The following is a 17,182-nucleotide window of genomic DNA, read 5'->3' on the forward strand; positions in this document are numbered from 1 at the left end:
TTGGCGGATGATCACGGTGCGGGTGAACGGCCGGCAGGCCACGGTCGAGGAGGGCGCAACCCTGCTGGACGCGGCGCGGGCGGCGCGGGTGCACATCCCGACGTTGTGCTATCATCCTGGCCTACCAGCCCATGCCGCCTGCCGTATGTGCCTCGTCGAGGTCTCGGGCGCGCGCGACCCGCAACCGGCCTGTCGTACCCTGGCTACGGACGGCGCGCAGTTTGAAACCGACACCGCCTCCCTGCAGGCCTTCCGGCGGGCAGACGCGCAATGGCTGCTCGCGCGGCATCCGAATGATTGCATGCGCTGCGAGATCGATGGGGCCTGTCAACTCCAGACCCTCGTGCGGGAAAACCAGTGGGAGGATCTCTGGCCCAAGATTCCCGCCGGTCCGGCGGGCATGGCCGATGTGCTCTCGAATGATCATACGTCGCCCAGCATCTGGCGGGACCTGTCGAAATGCATCGAATGCGGGGTCTGTGCGGATGTCTGCGGCGAGGCCGTGCAGGAGCAGTTCATCATCGGTTTTGCCGGGCGGGGATTTGATCGCCGGCCCGTCACGGTTTTCTATACGCCCCTCAGTGAGACCACGTGCATTTCCTGCGGCCAGTGCACGCTTGTCTGTCCGGTCGGTGCCCTGATCGAAGCCCCGCACTGGCATGAGGTGATGCAGACGCTCGACGGGCACCGCCGCGTCTCGGTGGTGCAGGTCGCCCCGGCGACGCGGATCGCGATCAGCGAGGAGTTCGGGCTGGCACCGGGCACGGTGAGCACGGGCCGACTGATCAACGCGTTGCGGCAGCTCGGGTTCGACTACGTCTTCGACACCAATTTCGCCGCCGACCTGACGATCATGGAGGAAGGCTCCGAGCTTCTGGCGCGGCTGGAGGCCGGGGAGGGGCTGCCGCTGTTCACCTCCTGCTGCCCCGGCTGGGTCAATTGGGTCGAGCTCAACCGCCCCGATCTTTTGCCGCATCTGAGCACGACCAAATCCCCGCAGCAGATGCACGGCGCGATTGCCAAGCGGAGCGGATTTGCGCGGTCCCTCGGGGCCGATTTCGCCGAGGGCCGGGCGGAACCCTATGTCGTCAGCGTGATGCCCTGCACCGCCAAGAAAGACGAGGCCCGCCGTCCCGGACAATCCGGCGACGTGGACCATGTTCTCACGACGCGGGAGCTGGCCCGGATGATCCGCTCGCGCGGATTTCCCTTCGCCGCGCTTCCCGATGACGGGCAGTTCGACAGCCCGCTGGGGGAAAGCACCGGCGCGGCGCAGATATTCGGCGCCTCGGGCGGGGTCATGGAAGCCATGGTGCGCACCGCCGCGCACCTCAGGGGCGCGGACCACGACCTTCCCTTGGAGTGGGAGGCGCTGCGCGGGGTTGGGCAAGGCGTCAAGACCGCGACCATACCCGGTGTCGGCACGATCGCGGTGTGCAGCGGCATCGCCGCCGCGCAACGCATGCTCGAGGGGGAAAACTGGCGGAGCGACTACGTGGCCATCGAGGTCATGGCCTGCGTCGGGGGCTGCCTCGGCGGCGGCGGTGAGCCCAAGTCGATGGACCCGCATATCCTCCGCAAACGCGCCGCAGCCATCTATGCCGTCGATGCGGACGCGCCGCGCCGCCGGTCCTACGAAAACGGCGACGTCCGGGCGCTCTACGCGTCGGAGCTTCAGTCCCCGACTTCCGCGGCGGCGCACCGCTTGCTGCACACCCACCATGCCGCCCGGCAGTCCCGGCGCTCGCTGCTGATGCGCTTTCTCGACTGTGTCGACCGGCGCGATGGGGCTGCGGCGGCGGACCTGTTCCACCCAGAGGGGGTCTGGTCGACCGCCTCGGCGTTCGGCGAAATCGAAGGTGCGGATCAGATCGAGGCGTTCATCAGCAGCACGCTGCCGCCACGACACTATGCGGCGGCCTACACCCGACACCGCATGGAGACCGCCGCCGACGTCGCCGATCTCACCGTTCTCACTCCGGACGGCGGCCGTAGCAGATTCCATCTGGACCTATGTACGTTCGACCGCGAAAGCAACGCGAAGAGTGTCATCACGAGACTTGTACGCGAAATCCTCTGAGGCCTGCCAAGCCGAGGCCGGGTTCGATCAAGGAGTGCGTTATGACCGACCTTCTTTCGAAGGCAGGAGCGGGCGAGGCGACGGAGTGTCGGGCGATATCGTAAGCAGCGAAGGGTTCTCTGCGCGGACGGCACTTGGCGCGTCTCTCAGAGCGCTTCAAGATCGGGGCCCGAAGACATCAACATCTATTGGGGTATATACCTCAGGAAGCTGATGACCGGTGCTTTCGAGCGGCTCACTGTCGCCCCCAGCGTCGCCGCCACGGAAGAAGGTGGCTGGAGATCGGCGATTTCCGTCAATGGCACACGTGTCGCCTTCGGGCTCACCTACCGCTACCCGTTGGACAGTCCGTTCATCGCGGAGGAGGCGGTAGCCTTCAAGGACCTCCCGACCGGAGAAGACATGGTCGTTTCGTCTGATGATCAGAGCGCGGCTGCCAATGGGACCAGCTTTGGCCCAGAGTTTTCGCCAGACGGAACGCAGGTCGCCTTGTTCCGTGGTCGAGAAAATTCGTGCTGGGCGCCGACTTCCAAACGCCGACTTCAACGGCGACGGGGTCTTTCTCAAGGGTATCGCAAACGGAGCGGTGTCTATGATGTCGAGCAGCGCCGAGGGCGAAGGGCCAATGGCTCCAGTTCGGTCTGTTTCTCTCCTCCCGACCGAGCGACCTTCGCCTTCTCCAGTCGCCTGACAGTCTTGTCGAAGACGACAGAAAAGGCGTCGGAGACGTCTTCATCAAGGACCTCCTAGGCAGATCGCCTCGCAATCGCCGGTCGGGCAGCGCGTGGCCTACAGGTCATCCATCGACCGCGTCGCAACGCCATGGACATAAGCCTCTTGGAGTACGGCCGTCAGCGCCTTTTCCAGCGAGCGCCGGATCTCGAGGAACGAGCGAAAGTAAGAGCCGGTCCGCAGGCGCGGGATGCGTAACTCGACACTGCCGCACGGGTCCGCCAATCCCTGTCGCGGTAGCCATTGCGGTGCGCCAGCCGCTCGGTGCTCTTTTCGCCGTAGTGGGCACCGGTCTTGGCGCCGACCTCCAGTTCCATCAGCCGCTCGGCGGCAAAGCCGATCATCTCGCGCAGCAGGTCCGCATCGCCGCTCATCTCGACAAGCGCGCGAAGGTCCATCATCGGTTTGGTCATCGGGTCTATCCCTCGGTTCAGGTTGGTGTCAGCACCCCGACGCTACCGAAAAACCCGATGGCCACCGACAGCTACACCACTTAGCGTAATCGCCATGTCCCACCCGCTCCATACCGTGGTGCAGGATGACCGCAGCTCAGCGTGTCGCTGAGTAGCGAACATGGAGGCGACGATGAACGTATTTGCGGCACTTGATGTCTCACAAGACCTGACGGCGATCTGCGTGGTCGATGGCGCGGGAACAGTCCTAGCAGAGGCCAAGGTGCGGACCTGTCCAGACGCGATCTCGGCGTGGCTCGCAGGGCAACCGGACGACATGGAAAGGGTAGGCATGGAGACGGGTCCGTTGGCCGTCTGGCTCTGGAATGCACTGACCGAGCGCGGGGTGCCAGTCCTTTGCCTCGATGCCCGCCACGCCAATGGTGTGCTGAAGATGATGCCAAACAAGACGGACCGGCTGGATGCCCGGGGCTTGGCGCAAATCGTCCGGACCGGCTGGTTCCGGGCCGTGCAGATCAAGAGCCACGCCGCCTATGTGACACGCGCCTTGCTGACTGCGCGGGATACGCTGGTCAGCATGCGCGTCCGGCTGGAGAATGAAGTTCGGGGGCTGTTGAAGACCTTTGGCGTGATGTTTGGCAAGCGGGTGGGCGGCTTCAAGCGCCGTGCCGAGGAGATCATCGCACGGGATCTTGCGGTATCGCCCGAACTCGTGCCCGTGTTCGAGGCCCTGATGCAGGCCCGGCGCGACATCCTGGTCAGGATCGCCGATCTCGATCGCCGGATCCGCATGATTGCCAGACGCCATCAGACGGTCCGCTTGCTGATGACCACACCGGGCGTCGGACCGATTACTGCGATGGCAGTCGTCGCGGCCTTCGACGATGCCGGACGGTTCCGTCGCTCTTCGAGTGCCGGGGCCTACCTTGGCCTGACGCCGCGCCGCTACGAGTCAGGCGAGATCAGCCGGAACGGCCGCGTCTCGAAGCGCGGCGATGCCTTCACCAGGAAATGCCTCTTCGAGGCGGCAAACGCGATCTACCGCCGGAAGCTGGGTGGCGGCCGCCTTCGCGATTGGGCCAAGGCAATCGCAGAACGCACCGGACCGCGGAAAGCAAAGGTCGCGTTGGCCAGGAAACTGGCTGTCACGCTGCACGCCATGTGGCGCACCGGCACAGCCTTCCGGGAGGATGCCGTCATCTGAACATGCCAGAACCACAACGCTGACTTCGCCACACCCGAATGCGTCCAGCCGGGACGCGCGGCGAGGGCAAGATCGCTCCCAGGACAGCGGCATTGACCGCGCACACCACTTCGATCTGCCCGACCCTGAACGCAAACATGCGGCGCCCATCGCGGTGATCGCGGAGAGAACCCAAGAGCCCGGCACGCAGAAGGGCCTGATGAGATCAGCACTTGACCAAGGCGATTAGAGAACCTCTCGGGACGTCACCGTTCCGCGCCGTGCTTCTTGGCCAATGCGCCTCGTCCCGATGTTAACCTGCTTCGCCGGTTAACCAAGCAAGCGCGTCTGACTGGGTATGGAAGTCGCGGGTTTCCTCGACTTTGGTACGCTCACCATCGAGCTCGGTGTACTCCTCACCGCGATAGTGAAACTGGCTCTCGCCGTCAGGGCCGCGCACTTGTTTTTGCCACACCTCGCGGGCCCCCTGCGTCTCGAACAGTTCCCATTCAGCATCGGTCATGATGTGCCTCCTGACTTTGCAGTGTCTTTAGAACAACGCACACCTCTCGACGACAGTTGCGGGCGCGCCGGGCAACGGCGCGTTCATGCCCGAATTGAAAGCATTTTCTTTGGCAGGCTCTTATCTGTGAAAGCGCCATGCGTCAGAGTTTTGAAGTATTCATACCCGTCGCTGCCTGCCACCGGGGCCCTCGTGGCAGCAAGTGACCCCCCGCCTGCGAGCGGAGGGTGGTCCATGACCATCGGGGCGCGGGCGCGCCTCAATCGTCTGGCCGCAGGTCGGCCACCTCGTCGGAACTGATGTCCATGGACGCCTCGTTGCTCCAGGCGCCGCGCAGGAAAGAGGCGAGCGTCGCCACCTCTGCATCGGAGAGCCGATCGGCAAAGCCGGGCATGCGCAGCGCGTAGGGGCGCGCGGCGGTCGACGGCAGCTGGCCACCATGCAGGATCATCGAAATCAGCCCGGTTGTTTCTCCGGCTTGCACCAGCGAACTGCCGTCAAGTTCCGGAAAGACACCGTCCGCCCCCTTGCCATCGACGAAGTGGCAGGCCCCGCAGTTGTCGAGATAGAGCCGCGCGCCTTCGGGCATGCCCGGATCGGCGGAGGCCAGCATCGCCTCGGTCTGCGTCGCCGGCGCGTCGGCGAGCCGCTCGCCGAGGCCGATCCGAGCCTCGGCGGTGTCGGAGGCGGGCGCACCGCCGTTGAGCTCCACAAGGTACTGCGCCATGGCGTCGAGGTCGTCGCCGGTGAGATATTGCGTGCTGTCTTTCACCACGAGGGACATTTCGCCGTTGATCGCGGCGTGGGCGTTGCGCCCGGTCGACAGGATGCCCGCGATCTGATCCGCACTCCAGCCGGCAATCGCGCTGCCGTCGCCGCGCAGTGCCGGCGCGCTCCAGCCCGCGATGACGCCGCCCGACAGGAACTCGGGGTCCTCGGCGGTAAAGCCAGCCTGCGCGAAGACCGCGTTGCGCGGGCTATGACACGCCCCGCAGTGGCCCGGCCCTTCTACGAGGTAGGCGCCGCGTTGCAGCGGCTCGTCCGACGACGCGCCTGCCGCAAAGCCGATCTCTGGCAGAGCGACCCATTTCCATGCGCGCAGACCCCAACGCTGGTCAAAGGGGAAAGGCAGATCGTTGGCCGCCACCTCTGACCGCACCGGCTCCAGCTCTTCGGTGAAATAGGTGTAGAGCTTTACGATATCGGCTTCGGTGAACCCACGATAATTGGCGTAAGGCATCGCCGGGTAGAGGTGACGCCCGTCGTTGTCGAGCCCATCGACCAGCGCGCTGCGGAATTCCGCCAGAGTCCAGTCACCGATGCCGGTGTCCGGGTCGGGCGTGATATTGGGCGAATGGATGGTGCCGACAGGGCTTTCGATCGCCCGCCCCCCCGCGAAGGGCTCTCCATCCTCGGCGGTGTGGCAGGCCGCGCAATCGGCGAGGCGCATGGCGTACTCTCCGCTTGCCTCCGGATCGTCTCCGGCTGCCATGGCCTGCGGCTCGCTGCGCGAGACCGGCCAGAAGATGAAGGCGAGCAGTCCGACGACGCCCACGATCACGAGAGTGCCTACGATGCGGATCAGAGTTTTCATGATGGCATCTCCTCAGGCCAGCGGCCGCGGGTTGGGCAGGTAATCGTTGACGATGGCGTCGGCGGTCCAATACGCCAGCGCTCCTACCGCGCCGGTGGGGTTGTACTGGATGTTCTGCGGGAAGGCAGAGGCCCCCAGCACAAAGACGTTGTGCTGGCCCCAGGTCTGCTGAAAACGATTGATCGACGAGGTCTGCGGGGTCTCACCCATGATCGCCCCACCGACGTTATGCGTCGTTTGGTAGGGCCGCACGTCGTAGATCGCGCCGTCGTCCTTGTAGCTCGACTGCCAGCTGTCCGGCTCCATCGCCCGTACGATCTCCTCGATCCGCTGGCGCATGAACTGCGTCATTCGGATGTCGTTGTCCTTCCAGTTGAAGGTCATGCGCAGCAAAGGCCGCCCGTGCGGGTCGGTGTAGGTTGGGTCGAGATCGAGATAGCAGTCGCGGTACGCCATGTTCGAGCCGTGCGATCCCAGCGACGTCGAGTGACCGTAGTGCTCGCCCACCGCTTGCTTCCAGCCCGCGCCCCAGCTTGGCGTGCCCTCGGGCACCGCGATGCCCCGGATCGGCTGGCCGTTGGAATGGCCGCAGGTCATGTAGCTGCCGCCGATGAAGCCTTCCGCGGCGTAGTCGATCTGCTCCATGCCGAAATCATTGATCGACATGCCCGACGACCCGGCGGAGACGAACGGATTGAACTGGCGGTCCGCGAAGAACATCGTGGTGCCGCCGTTCATCTGATAGGAGTAGTTCTTGCCGGTGGTGCCGGTGCCGGTGCGCGGATCGTAGGGCTCGCCGATTCCCGACAGAAGCATCAGGTGGACGTTGTGGATCGCGTAGGCGGCGAGAATGACGATGTCGGCGGGCTGGGTGACCTCCTCTTCGGCCTCGGCGTCCCAGTAGGTGACGCCGGTGGCGGTCTGCCCGTCCTCGGCGAGATTGACCCGCAGCACCTCGGAATTCACCCGGTAGTTGAAGTTTTCGTAGCGCTTGAGGGCATCGAGGATGCAGGTCTGCGGCGAGGACTTCGAGTAGTTCAGGCAGCCATACCGCGCGCAAAATCCGCAGTAATTGCAGGGCCCCAACTGCATGCCATACTCGTTTACATGCGGCGCCGAGGCATTGGCGGCGGGGCGCGGAAAGGGGTGATACCCCATCTGCCGCGCCACGTCGGCGAAGTGCAGACTGTCGGGTTGCTGCTTGAGCGGCGGCAGCGGGTAGTCGCGCGCCCGCGACGGTTCAAACGGATTGCCGCCTTCGATGGTCTCGCCGTTCACGTGCCCAGCCTGCCCGGAGATCCCGGCCATGTTCTCGAAGCGGTCGTAGAAGGGCTCCAGTTCCTCGGCGGTGACGCCCCAGTCTTGGATCGTCATGTCCTCGGGGATGATGTCGGCGCCGAAGGTTTCCTCGACATAAGAGCGCAGACGGTACTCTTGCGCCTGCGGACGCCAGGTCTGGCCGTTCCAGTGAATACCGGCCCCGCCGACCCCGTCACCCGGCAGGAACGAGCCGAGCCGCCGGTAGGGCATGGCCTCTTCGTCGAGGCTGCGGCGGATGGTGAGGGTCGATGCTTTCGGCCTCTGCATGAAGCCGTAGCGGATGCCGAAGCGCAGTTCGTCGATCACCTCGGGATACTTGAAATCGGGCACCGTCGAGCGGTCCGGCCCCCGTTCCAGCGCGAGGATGTCGAGACCTTCCTTGGCCAGTTCGATCCCGGCGATTGCGCCGGTCCAGCCGAGGCCGACGATGACCACCTCACGTTTCGCGTCAGTTCTAGCCATGGATCACGCCCTTTCGCCGGAAATCGAGACCGGGCCGAGCGGGTAATCTTCCTCGCGTCCGACCCATTCTGCGTAGCTGCCCCGAGCGCCGGGGAAGCCGATGTAGCTCCAGGCCGCCATGCCGGCGTTGCCGCCGTACATGGGATCGGCGAAATAGCCTTCCTTGGTGTTCTGCACGAGCAGCGAGAAGAACTCCTTCAACTCGGGCGTCAGGCCGAAATCGGCGCTGCCGCCGCCGCCGGTGGATTCCGCGACCTCTGGGCGCGACCCGCTGTTGCGGTTGCCTTCCTCCAGCGCCGTGAGGACCTCGTCCTGTTGCGCTTCGTCGAGGTCGGCAAACACGCTGCCAAATCTGTTGGTGCAGGCGGTGTCGATGGCCTCGATGGCCCCGCGGTAGATCTCGGCGGGGGTCAGCGGGCTCTGCGGTCCGAGCGTATCGGGGGCGTCGGGCTTGAAGGGGCCTTCCATGTAGAGGTCCGTGGCCTTGCCGAAATCGCCGGCGAGTTGCAGGTCGATGAACACCGGAACACGGGTTTCCAACGCTCCGGGGCCGTCACCGTCAGAGGGAATGATGCGCGATGTGGCTGCCATCACGAACGCCCATTCCGCCGCGCTCAAATATTCTGGGCTGTAGGCGGCGAGGGCAGGCGCCTCTTGCGCGGCCGATTTTCGCGCGGCTACAGCAAGCGCCGACGCCGCGGCGGTGCCTCCGAGAAATCCGCGGCGGGTGGTCTTCAAATGCTCAGACATCAAAATGGGTCTCCCAAAGGTTAGGCGGGCTCTTCTACGCGCGGCGCGGTACAACCGGGGCGCAAGAGGAGGCTCCGCACGGGATGCCGTCTTCCAGTGTCTAAAACGCTAGAGTGGTAATTTGTTCTGTCGAATATATTCTAGGTTGTGAACCTGTCGCGCCAGCCATCGGTATGTGACCGATGGCTGTTGAGTAGGCGCTATCGCCCTGTTCGCTCTTCGTAAGGGCCCGGATTTCCTGAAATTCCTTGGCGATGCTCAGTGGCAAGGCTGCGACGTCGGACGGGACGGCGGCAGGGTCCTCTCGGCCGTCATGCAGGCTCTGGCTGTCGTCGATCCACTGCAACACGATTTCCCGCTCGGCAGGTCCGAGCAGGTCGACCAGCTTCGCCAGCAGCCGCCGGTGGGCCCAGCAGCCGCCGGTGGGCAATGACGCTCGCCTCAAGTTCGACGAGCCGGGTTTCGAATTCGGACATGGCCGGCCTCCTTTCAAACCGGCCGGACGTCCGATGCAAACTCGGGGCGGATCTCCGGGCTCGGATCTTCCTGCGGCGGTTCGGGCGGAAGCTCGGGCTCGGGCTCAGGCGGAATCCCGGGCGGCAGATCGGGCTCAGTCGGAACCTCGCTGGGCGGCTCGCCCGGTATGTCGGGATCCGGCGCGGGAGGCGCTTCGTTCGGCGGCAGGTCTGGTGGCGGTGTGTTCGGCTGCTGTGCAAGGGTGGCGGGTACGGGTATCGCGGCCTCCTTTCTTCTCGCTGAGAAAACGCAACGCCGCCGCCCTTGAGCGCAAAGCAATTTCTCGGCAGCTTGGCCCGCCATGCAACGCCGCCCGCGGCGTATGTCAGTTCCGGGATGTTCTCCTCGCTTGCGAAGAAACCCGAAATCAGCGTCGTTCCGTGGCCCCTGCGTGTTGGAGCCTGCACGGGCGGGCCGCCGCTTTCGCGCCACAGGAGGTCGAGCGCGCCACTCTGGTCATCCAGCGACCAACTGACCTCCACCTGTCCTTCGGGAACGCTGAGCGCGCCGTATTTCGCCGCATTGGTCGCCAGTTCATGGATGACGAGCGCAAGGTCGAATGCCACGGATTCTGTAAGTTTGACGGCGGGACCCTGCATTGTGAGCCGGTCCCGACCCGGCGCGTAGGGGGCGACGTGATCCTCCACCAGTGCGCCGAGCGCGTTCTCGCCGCTCCCCTCGCTTGCAAGTCGGATGTGCGCGTCGGAAAGATTGCGCAGACGTTCCCCGAAAGCCTCGGTAAGTTCCTCGACGGTCTGCGCCTTGCGCGCGGTCATCTTGAACAGCGATTGCAGCACCGCGAGGCTGTTGCGGACACGATGCCGCAACTCGCTGAGCAGGAAGGTGGTGCGTTTCTCTTCCTCTTCCAAGCGCCGGAGCAGGTCACGGGTTCGGAATTGGCGCTTGCGGGTCGCCGCGAGCGTTCCGAAGAGCCTGACGAGCACCGCGGGCGGGGCCGGTCGTTCCAAAAGCACGTAGGAGGCAGACTCGATTTCCCGGTCGAGCACGGCACATGCGGGCGGCCGCCGGTCCGCGCTGCTCACAAGGATCAGAATAGGCAGGCGCGACCACTCCGGCTCGGCTTTCATCACATCGGCAAGGATGCCGCCGGCCTCCTTGTCCGCCGCCTCATGGCTGAGCACCACGAAGAGGGCCTCCGGCGCGTCAGGCGGGCCGAGATGCTCCGCGAGGTCCCCCGCGCCGGAGAGGCAGCGCGCTTGCAGTCCGCCCGATTCAACGCATGCGGCGAGTGCATTTGCGTCGTTGCCCAGCGGGGCGAGGACAAGCACGGGGTGCCCTTGCCGAGCGGCTTGGAACTCACGATCCGCCAAGGTGACCCGCCGACTTGGCCCGCGCCTCGGTTTCCTCGGAAATATTGCGAACCTCGACCGCGCCGGGTCGAATGACCAATTCCTCGATGTTGCGCTTGTGGTCGCCGTGCCGTTTCTTGACCACCGCGATGGATCTGCGGATGTCAGCGCCGCTTTCGTATTGCCGCAGCAGGATCACCGAGTCCGCAATGAAGCTGCTGTCGAATTCGGTTCTTGGCGGCTCGCCAAGCAGGCCGTGCTGCGAAAGCGTCACGATGACCAGCACCTGTCGTCGTGTCAGGTGCTGAATGAGCGTGTGCAAATGCGTGATAGCGTGCTTCTGGTCCGGCAACGCCTCAAGATACCCGGTGATGCTGTCGATCACCACCACACGCGCACCGTTGTCGACCGATTCCAGCACCGCATTGGAAAATTCGCCCGGTGACAGTTCGGCGGGGTCAAAGTGATTGAGAAGGATCCGGCGGTCCGCTTCCTGATCTTCAATGTCCAGCCCGACGCCGGCAGAGCGGCCGCGCAGCACCTCGGGACGTTCCTCGAACAGGAACAGCGCCGCCGTGAGCCCGCGGTTTGCCGCGTCCGCGCTCAGGACCGTCGCCATGGTGGACTTACCGGTGCCCGACTGCCCGGCAATCAAGAGCGCCGAGCCGAATTCGATGCCGCCGCCGAGCAGGCTCGCCAGCGCTTCGTGGTGAGGAACGAGCCAATCCTCGAGCCGCACAGGCTTGGCCTCCTGCGGAATGACCCGCGGATAGACGATCAGCCCGCCCGTCGCGATCTTGAAGTCATGGTACCCCTGCGTGTAGCGCGCGCCGCGCAACTTGGTGACGGACAAGCGCTGCTGCGGCACGCCGATCGCGGGGGTCACCGTCTCAAGCTTGATCACGCCGTGCACGATGCCCTCGGCGTTCCGTTCGCCGCCAGCAGGTTCTAGGTGATCGACCAGCAAAGAGGTGGCTTCGACCTCGCGCAGCTTGCGCCGCAGAGAGAGCAGTTCCCGACGGTAGTGCGTCGGCGCATCCGACAGCAACCGCAGTTCCAGCAGCGAGTCGAAGACGAACAGATCGGGCTTTGTTTCTTCCAGCGCCGCCGCGACCTGATCCATGAGCCTCACCAGATCGGCTTGGTTGTTGTCCACCGAGAACACCCGCTCGTCGCTCGATGCGCCCAGTTCAGGGGTGAAGACGGATATGCCATCGAGATCGAAGCCATGCGACCGGGCAATCATATCCAGTTCGGGTCGGGACTGCGCGATGCTGAAGAACACCCCGCGCTTTCCCTGCTTGGCGCCTTCGACAAGGAACTGCAGTGCCAGGGTCGTCTTGCCGGTTCCGGGGGCACCCTCGATGAGCATGATCCGGTCTTGCGGATATCCTCCATGCAGCACACGGTCCAAACCAGAGATGCCCGTCGCGACAGCGTCTCCGAAAATTCCCTCTGGCATGCATTATCCCCCAATATCCACGTGCTGAAAATTTGCCTGCGGTCGTGCGCAGTTGGACTGGATGCTAGAAGAGATCGCTTGATAGTCAAAGGCATCTCCCCTTTGGAGCGCGCCCGGGCCGCTTTGGGCCGCTTCGGGCCGGTCGCGGAGAGGCCAGTTTCGAGCCGCGGTGCGCCGGGTGAACAGGCCCGGCGGTCTGAAGGTCTTGGGCTGATCACAATGATAGCATGGTGGCGGAGCGTACCCGGTCACTGAACCCAGAGGCGCGGACGTCGGACGTGCAAAAGACCAATGCGCGCTTTGTCTTCTGGCACATTGGACGTCCGTAAAGCCTGTTCTCTCTGCTCTCGCCGAAGACATCGACACGCTTGGTGCCCGGAATTTCCGGAACTCTATCGGCGCGCGAGTGGTTCTGGTTTCAGGGTCGCCGCCCGTCGGGCGGTCCAAAGCCACCTTCAAAAAGAGAGCCACATGCGCACACGATTCACAGTGAACGGTGAGCCCCGCGAGGTCGAGCACGACACGCGCGCCACCCTGCTCGACACCCTGAGAGACCAGCTCGACCTGACCGGCACGAAGAAGGGCTGCGACCACGGTCAGTGCGGCGCCTGCACGGTTTTGGTCAACGGCCAGCGGGTCAATTCCTGCCTGTGCCTCGCCGCCATGCACGAAGACGATGAGGTGACCACCATCGAAGGGCTCGGCAGCCCGGAGGCTCTGAGCGCTCTGCAAAAAGCCTTCGTGGCCAAGGACGGCTACCAGTGCGGCTTTTGCACGCCCGGCCAGATCGTGTCGGCCACCGCGATGCTCGAAGAGCTGCGCGCCGACGACCCGTCCTACGCCTCGGCCTCGCTGGAGGGCGAGATGCCGCTCGACGACACCGAGATCGCCGAGCGCATGAGCGGCAACCTATGCCGCTGCTCCGCCTATCCGCTGATCCGAGAAGCCATCGCCATGGCCGCCGAGGTGAAATCATGAGGGACTTCGATTACACGCGGGCCGAAACGCTGTCCGGCGCTGCGGGCGAACTCGGCGAGGACGCGAGCATCATCGCTGGCGGCACCAACCTGCTCGACCTGATGAAAATACAGGTGATGACGCCATCGCGGCTGGTGGACATCACGCGGATCGACGGCCTCAAGGACGTTTCCGAAGACGGTGACAGCCTGCGCATCGGCGCGCTGATCACCAATTCCGAACTGGCGGCGGACCCCCGCGTCCGCAACGGCTGGCCGCTGCTGTCGCGCGCCATCCTCGCCGGGGCTTCGGCGCAGATCCGCAACAAGGCCACCACCGGCGGCAATCTTCTCCAGCGCACGCGCTGCCCGTATTTCTACGACACGGCCATGCCCTGCAACAAGCGCAACCCGGGCGAGGGCTGCGCGGCGAAAGAGGGCGTGGGACGGATGCTGGCGATCTTCGGCACCTCCGAGCATTGCCTTGCGGCGCATCCCTCGGACATGGCGGTGGCGCTGACTGCGTTGCGCGCCGAGGTCGAGATCCGCACGCCGCAGGGCGCGGCGCGCCGCATCCCATTGAGCGAGCTTTACAACCTGCCTGGTGACCGCCCGGACCTCGAAACCGTGCTGGCGCCTGACGAGATCATCACCGCCGTCTGTCTGCCCGCGCCGATGGTCGACACCCGGCAGGTCTACAAGAAGGTACGGGATCGCGCGTCCTATGCGTTCGCGCTGGTCTCTGTCGCAGCGGCCGTCGCTATGGAAGGCGACCGCATCGCTTCGGTGTCCTGCGCCTTCGGCGGCGTGGCGCCGCGGCCTTGGAGTGACCCGCAGGTCGAAGAGGCGCTTGTTGGCGTGGTCCCATCCGATGAGGCCTTCGGACAGGCCGCGGACAGGCTGCTGCAGCAGGCGCGTTGCCATCCTGAAACCGAGTTCAAGAAGCCGCTGCTGCGGCGCACCCTGATCGCCGCGCTGCGCGAGGCCACCGGCCTTGCCGCGTCCGCGCCCGGCGTCGAGACCGCGAGGATCCCGGCATGACCAAGACATTCCGCATGGACGAGGCGCAGCCGCGCCTTTTGGACGAAACAGGGCAGGGGATCGTCGGCGCCCCGCTCGACAGGCCCGAGGGCCCCAAGAAGGTGTCGGGCCGCGCCGCCTACGCCGCTGACGGGCTGCCCCCACACGCGGCGCACGGGGTGCTGGTGCGCGCGACCATCTCGCAGGGGCGTATCACCTCGATCGACGAGTCTTCGGTGTCGGGCATGCCGGGCGTGCTTGGCGTGTTCCACGGCCCGAAGATGATCCGCAATCCCGCGCAGGGCATGGCGGGGGCCGCGCCGGTGCAGCCGGACGACGAGGTGCATTATCATGGCCAGCCAATCGCGCTGGTGGTGGCCGAGAGCTTTGAGGCCGCGCGCGACGCGGCGCAGCGGCTGACGGTGAACTACGAGGCCGAGGACGGTGTGATCACCGATCCGGCCCGCAGCGAGACGCACGAGCAGGGCGATCCGGAAACGGCGGGCGATTTCGAGGCGGCCTTCGCGGCCTCCAAGGTCACGCTGGATCGCACCTATACCACCGCGCCCCACGCGGCGGCGGCGATGGAGCCGCACGCGGCGGTGGCGGAATGGGACGGCGATGCGCTCACCCTCCGCGGCGCGCTGCAGATGCTGCGCTTCAACAAGAAGGAACTGGCGGACTCGCTGGGGATCGACGCCGAGCAGGTGCGCATTCTCTCGCCCTACATCGGTGGCGGCTTCGGCTCCAAGCTGGGGATTGGCCCCGAGGCGGTGGCGGCGGCCCTGGCCGCGCGCGAGCTGGGGCGTCCGGTGCGCGTGGTGATGACCCGGCAGAACGTCTTTGACAGCGTGCTGCGCCGGACCGAAACCAGCCAGCGCCTGCGCCTCGGCGCGGACAAGGACGGCCGGCTGCGCGCGCTCTCGCATGACGACCGCGTGTCGAACATCCGCGATGAAGGCTTCGCCGAGCCGGTGAGTCAGGCCTCGCAGTTCCTCTACGGTGCCGAAGGTCTGAGCTTCACCCAGACGCTGGCCCGGATCAGCCGCACCCCGACCGGCTCCGTCCGTGCGCCGGGCGAGGCGGTGGGGATGCTGGCGCTCGAGCAGGCCATGGACGAACTGGCCGAAGATCTGGGCACCTGCCCGGTGGAGTTGCGCCTGAAAAACCTGCCCGACAAGAACCCGATGACCGACCAGCCGTTCAGTGCCACGCGCCTCGCAGATTGCCTGCGCGACGGCGCCGAGCGGTTTGGCTGGGCCGATCGCAAGCCGATGGGCGAGCGCCGAGAGGGCGATTGGTACGTCGGCATGGGGATGGCTTCGGCGGCGCGGTCGAACATGCTGATCAAGTCCGCTGCGCGGGTGCGCCTGACCGGCGACGGCGCGGTGGTCGAGACCGACATGACCGACATTGGCACCGGCAGCTACGCCACCCTCGGCCAGATCACCGCAGAGATGCTCGGCCTTCCGATCGCGCAGGTCGAGGTGCGCCTTGGCGACACCAGCTTCCCCGGCGCGTCCGGGTCCGGCGGCTCCTTCGGGGCTAACTCCGCCGGCTCGGCGACCTTCCTCGCGGCGAAGGCGATCCGCCAGACACTCGCCGACCGCATGGGGTGCAGCCTGTCCGAGCTCACCCTGCAGGACGGCATCGCCCGCGGCGGCAACCGCGAGGTGCCGCTTTCCGAACTGGTCGACGCAGAGCTCGTCGAGGAAGCCAGCGTCGAGGCCGGGGGCACCTCCGAGAGCCACTTCTCCTCGGGCTTCGGGGCGCATTTCGCCGAGGTGGCGGTGCATGCCTACACCGGCGAGGTACGCGTGCGCCGCATGCTCGGCGTGATGGCCATGGGCCGCATCCTCAACGAGAAAACCGCGCGTTCGCAAGCGCTTGGCGGGATGATCTGGGGGCTCGGCTCGGCGCTGACCGAGGAGCTGTCGCACGATCCGCGGACCGGCCATCTGGCAACACGCGACCTCGCCAACTACCACGTGCCTGCGCATGCGGATGTGCCCGGAGAGCTCAAGGTGGTGTTCCTTGAAGAGCGGGATGACATGGCGAACCCGATCCAGACCAAGGGCATCGGCGAACTGGGCATCTCGGGCGCCGGAGCGGCGGTGCTCAATGCGGTGCGCAACGCTTGCGGCGCGCGGGTCTACGACATGCCCGCCACCCCCGACCGGGTGATCGCAGCGATGGACGCCGCGGGTTCCTGACCCACAGTCCCCCGCCGCTTGTGCGGCGGGGGACGTGTGCATCGATCCAGCGATGGCCAAGCCGACGGGTGTGCCGCAAGGCGGCGAATAGCTTGTTGTCAGCGCAACGGCACGCTTTCACTGCGGCGCCGTTGGCCTTTTTAAGGGCCGTTGGGCCGCGAGCGTTCTCATGTGCGCACTCCGGGTTCGAATTCAGCTCGGTCTCGCGCGGCGGGTGCTTCTTCCTAGCGGCGCTAGCAGCTTTATCCGTCAGGCGCCCATCGCCTAACAGGCCGCTGAAGAAGTCGGCGAGGTGGAACGGTTTCCTTTCGGCAGAACTGGTCAGGTTTGGCTTCGGGTGTTTCGGCGCAGAAGGCGCGCGTGTCTGACGCGGTCTCTCGTCATTATGCGGCCAACAGCCGGGGCCGTCGCGCGAGGTTGTTTGCGGCCATCGTAAGGATGAAGCGGGAGCGCACCCTTTCGAGGCCGCGATAGACGGTCTGAGCCATGCCGCCGACGGTCTTGGCCCAGCCGAAAGCCTCTTCGATCCGTTTGCGGTGCTTGATCGACAGGGCGTAACCTGGACACCTCCGGAAACCACTGGCTGATTGATGATCATCGTGATTCACTGTCCGTAACGGGTGGAGGGGATCATGGCCAAGCAATCAG

General features: G+C 65.5%; 11 protein-coding genes and 2 pseudogenes. 5 read left to right on the top strand and 8 right to left on the bottom strand.

Annotation, left to right across the window (positions count from 1 at the left end; translation table 11 throughout):
* Window positions 1–7: 7 nt before the first annotated feature.
* Window positions 8–2,080, top strand: a complete 2,073-nt coding sequence (locus ACXAJT_RS20555; protein WP_475238343.1) for a [FeFe] hydrogenase, group A — start codon at window positions 8–10, stop codon at window positions 2,078–2,080.
* Window positions 2,081–2,872: 792 nt separating this feature from the next.
* Here the strand turns inward: ACXAJT_RS20555 and ACXAJT_RS20560 are convergent.
* A pseudogene (locus tag ACXAJT_RS20560) lies at window positions 2,873–3,225 on the bottom strand (transposase); the annotation flags it as partial.
* A 172-nt stretch (window positions 3,226–3,397) separates the two neighbouring features.
* Here ACXAJT_RS20560 and ACXAJT_RS20565 point away from each other — a divergent pair.
* Window positions 3,398–4,429, top strand: a complete 1,032-nt coding sequence (locus tag ACXAJT_RS20565) for an IS110 family RNA-guided transposase (RefSeq protein ID WP_475238345.1) — start codon at window positions 3,398–3,400, stop codon at window positions 4,427–4,429.
* 292 nt (window positions 4,430–4,721) lie between these two features.
* Here the strand turns inward: ACXAJT_RS20565 and ACXAJT_RS20570 are convergent, their stop codons facing one another.
* The 6 genes from ACXAJT_RS20570 to ACXAJT_RS20595 form a co-directional block, all read right to left on the bottom strand.
* Window positions 4,722–4,931, bottom strand: a complete 210-nt coding sequence (locus ACXAJT_RS20570) for a hypothetical protein (RefSeq protein ID WP_475238348.1) — start codon at window positions 4,929–4,931, stop codon at window positions 4,722–4,724.
* Window positions 4,932–5,190: 259 nt separating this feature from the next.
* Window positions 5,191–6,525, bottom strand: coding sequence for a c-type cytochrome (locus ACXAJT_RS20575; RefSeq protein ID WP_475238350.1), 1,335 nt, complete (start codon window positions 6,523–6,525; stop codon window positions 5,191–5,193).
* Between the two features lie 12 nt (window positions 6,526–6,537).
* Complete coding sequence (locus tag ACXAJT_RS20580) at window positions 6,538–8,307, bottom strand: GMC family oxidoreductase (RefSeq protein ID WP_475238352.1); 1,770 nt, start codon at window positions 8,305–8,307, stop codon at window positions 6,538–6,540.
* 3 nt (window positions 8,308–8,310) lie between these two features.
* Complete coding sequence (locus ACXAJT_RS20585) at window positions 8,311–9,057, bottom strand: gluconate 2-dehydrogenase subunit 3 family protein (protein WP_475238356.1); 747 nt, start codon at window positions 9,055–9,057, stop codon at window positions 8,311–8,313.
* A gap of 311 nt (window positions 9,058–9,368) precedes the next feature.
* Window positions 9,369–10,862, bottom strand: coding sequence for an HWE histidine kinase domain-containing protein (locus tag ACXAJT_RS20590; RefSeq protein WP_475238359.1), 1,494 nt, complete (start codon window positions 10,860–10,862; stop codon window positions 9,369–9,371).
* Between the two features lie 28 nt (window positions 10,863–10,890).
* Entirely contained in the window at window positions 10,891–12,345 is a 1,455-nt protein-coding gene (locus ACXAJT_RS20595; RefSeq protein ID WP_475238361.1) for an ATPase domain-containing protein, read from the bottom strand.
* Window positions 12,346–12,816: 471 nt separating this feature from the next.
* On the opposite strand from ACXAJT_RS20595, the gene ACXAJT_RS20600 reads away from it, so the two are divergent.
* The 3 genes from ACXAJT_RS20600 to ACXAJT_RS20610 are packed head-to-tail and all read left to right on the top strand — an operon-like array spanning window position 12,817 to window position 16,534.
* On the top strand, window positions 12,817–13,323 hold the full coding sequence (locus ACXAJT_RS20600) for a 2Fe-2S iron-sulfur cluster-binding protein (RefSeq protein ID WP_475238363.1): 507 nt from the start codon (window positions 12,817–12,819) through the stop codon (window positions 13,321–13,323).
* Entirely contained in the window at window positions 13,320–14,342 is a 1,023-nt protein-coding gene (locus ACXAJT_RS20605; protein WP_475238365.1) for an FAD binding domain-containing protein, read from the top strand. Before ACXAJT_RS20600 ends, ACXAJT_RS20605 begins: the two co-directional genes overlap by 4 nt.
* Window positions 14,339–16,534: a xanthine dehydrogenase family protein molybdopterin-binding subunit gene (locus tag ACXAJT_RS20610; RefSeq protein WP_475238368.1), complete on the top strand. Its 2,196-nt coding sequence runs from the start codon at window positions 14,339–14,341 to the stop codon at window positions 16,532–16,534. The genes ACXAJT_RS20605 and ACXAJT_RS20610 overlap by 4 nt, the downstream gene beginning before the upstream one ends.
* Window positions 16,535–16,917: 383 nt before the next feature.
* On the opposite strand, the pseudogene ACXAJT_RS20615 reads toward ACXAJT_RS20610, so the two are convergent.
* Window positions 16,918–17,097: pseudogene (locus ACXAJT_RS20615) on the bottom strand (transposase); the annotation flags it as partial.
* Window positions 17,098–17,182 lie beyond the last annotated feature (85 nt).

Source organism: Salipiger sp. ABF4_146 (assembly GCF_056161345.1).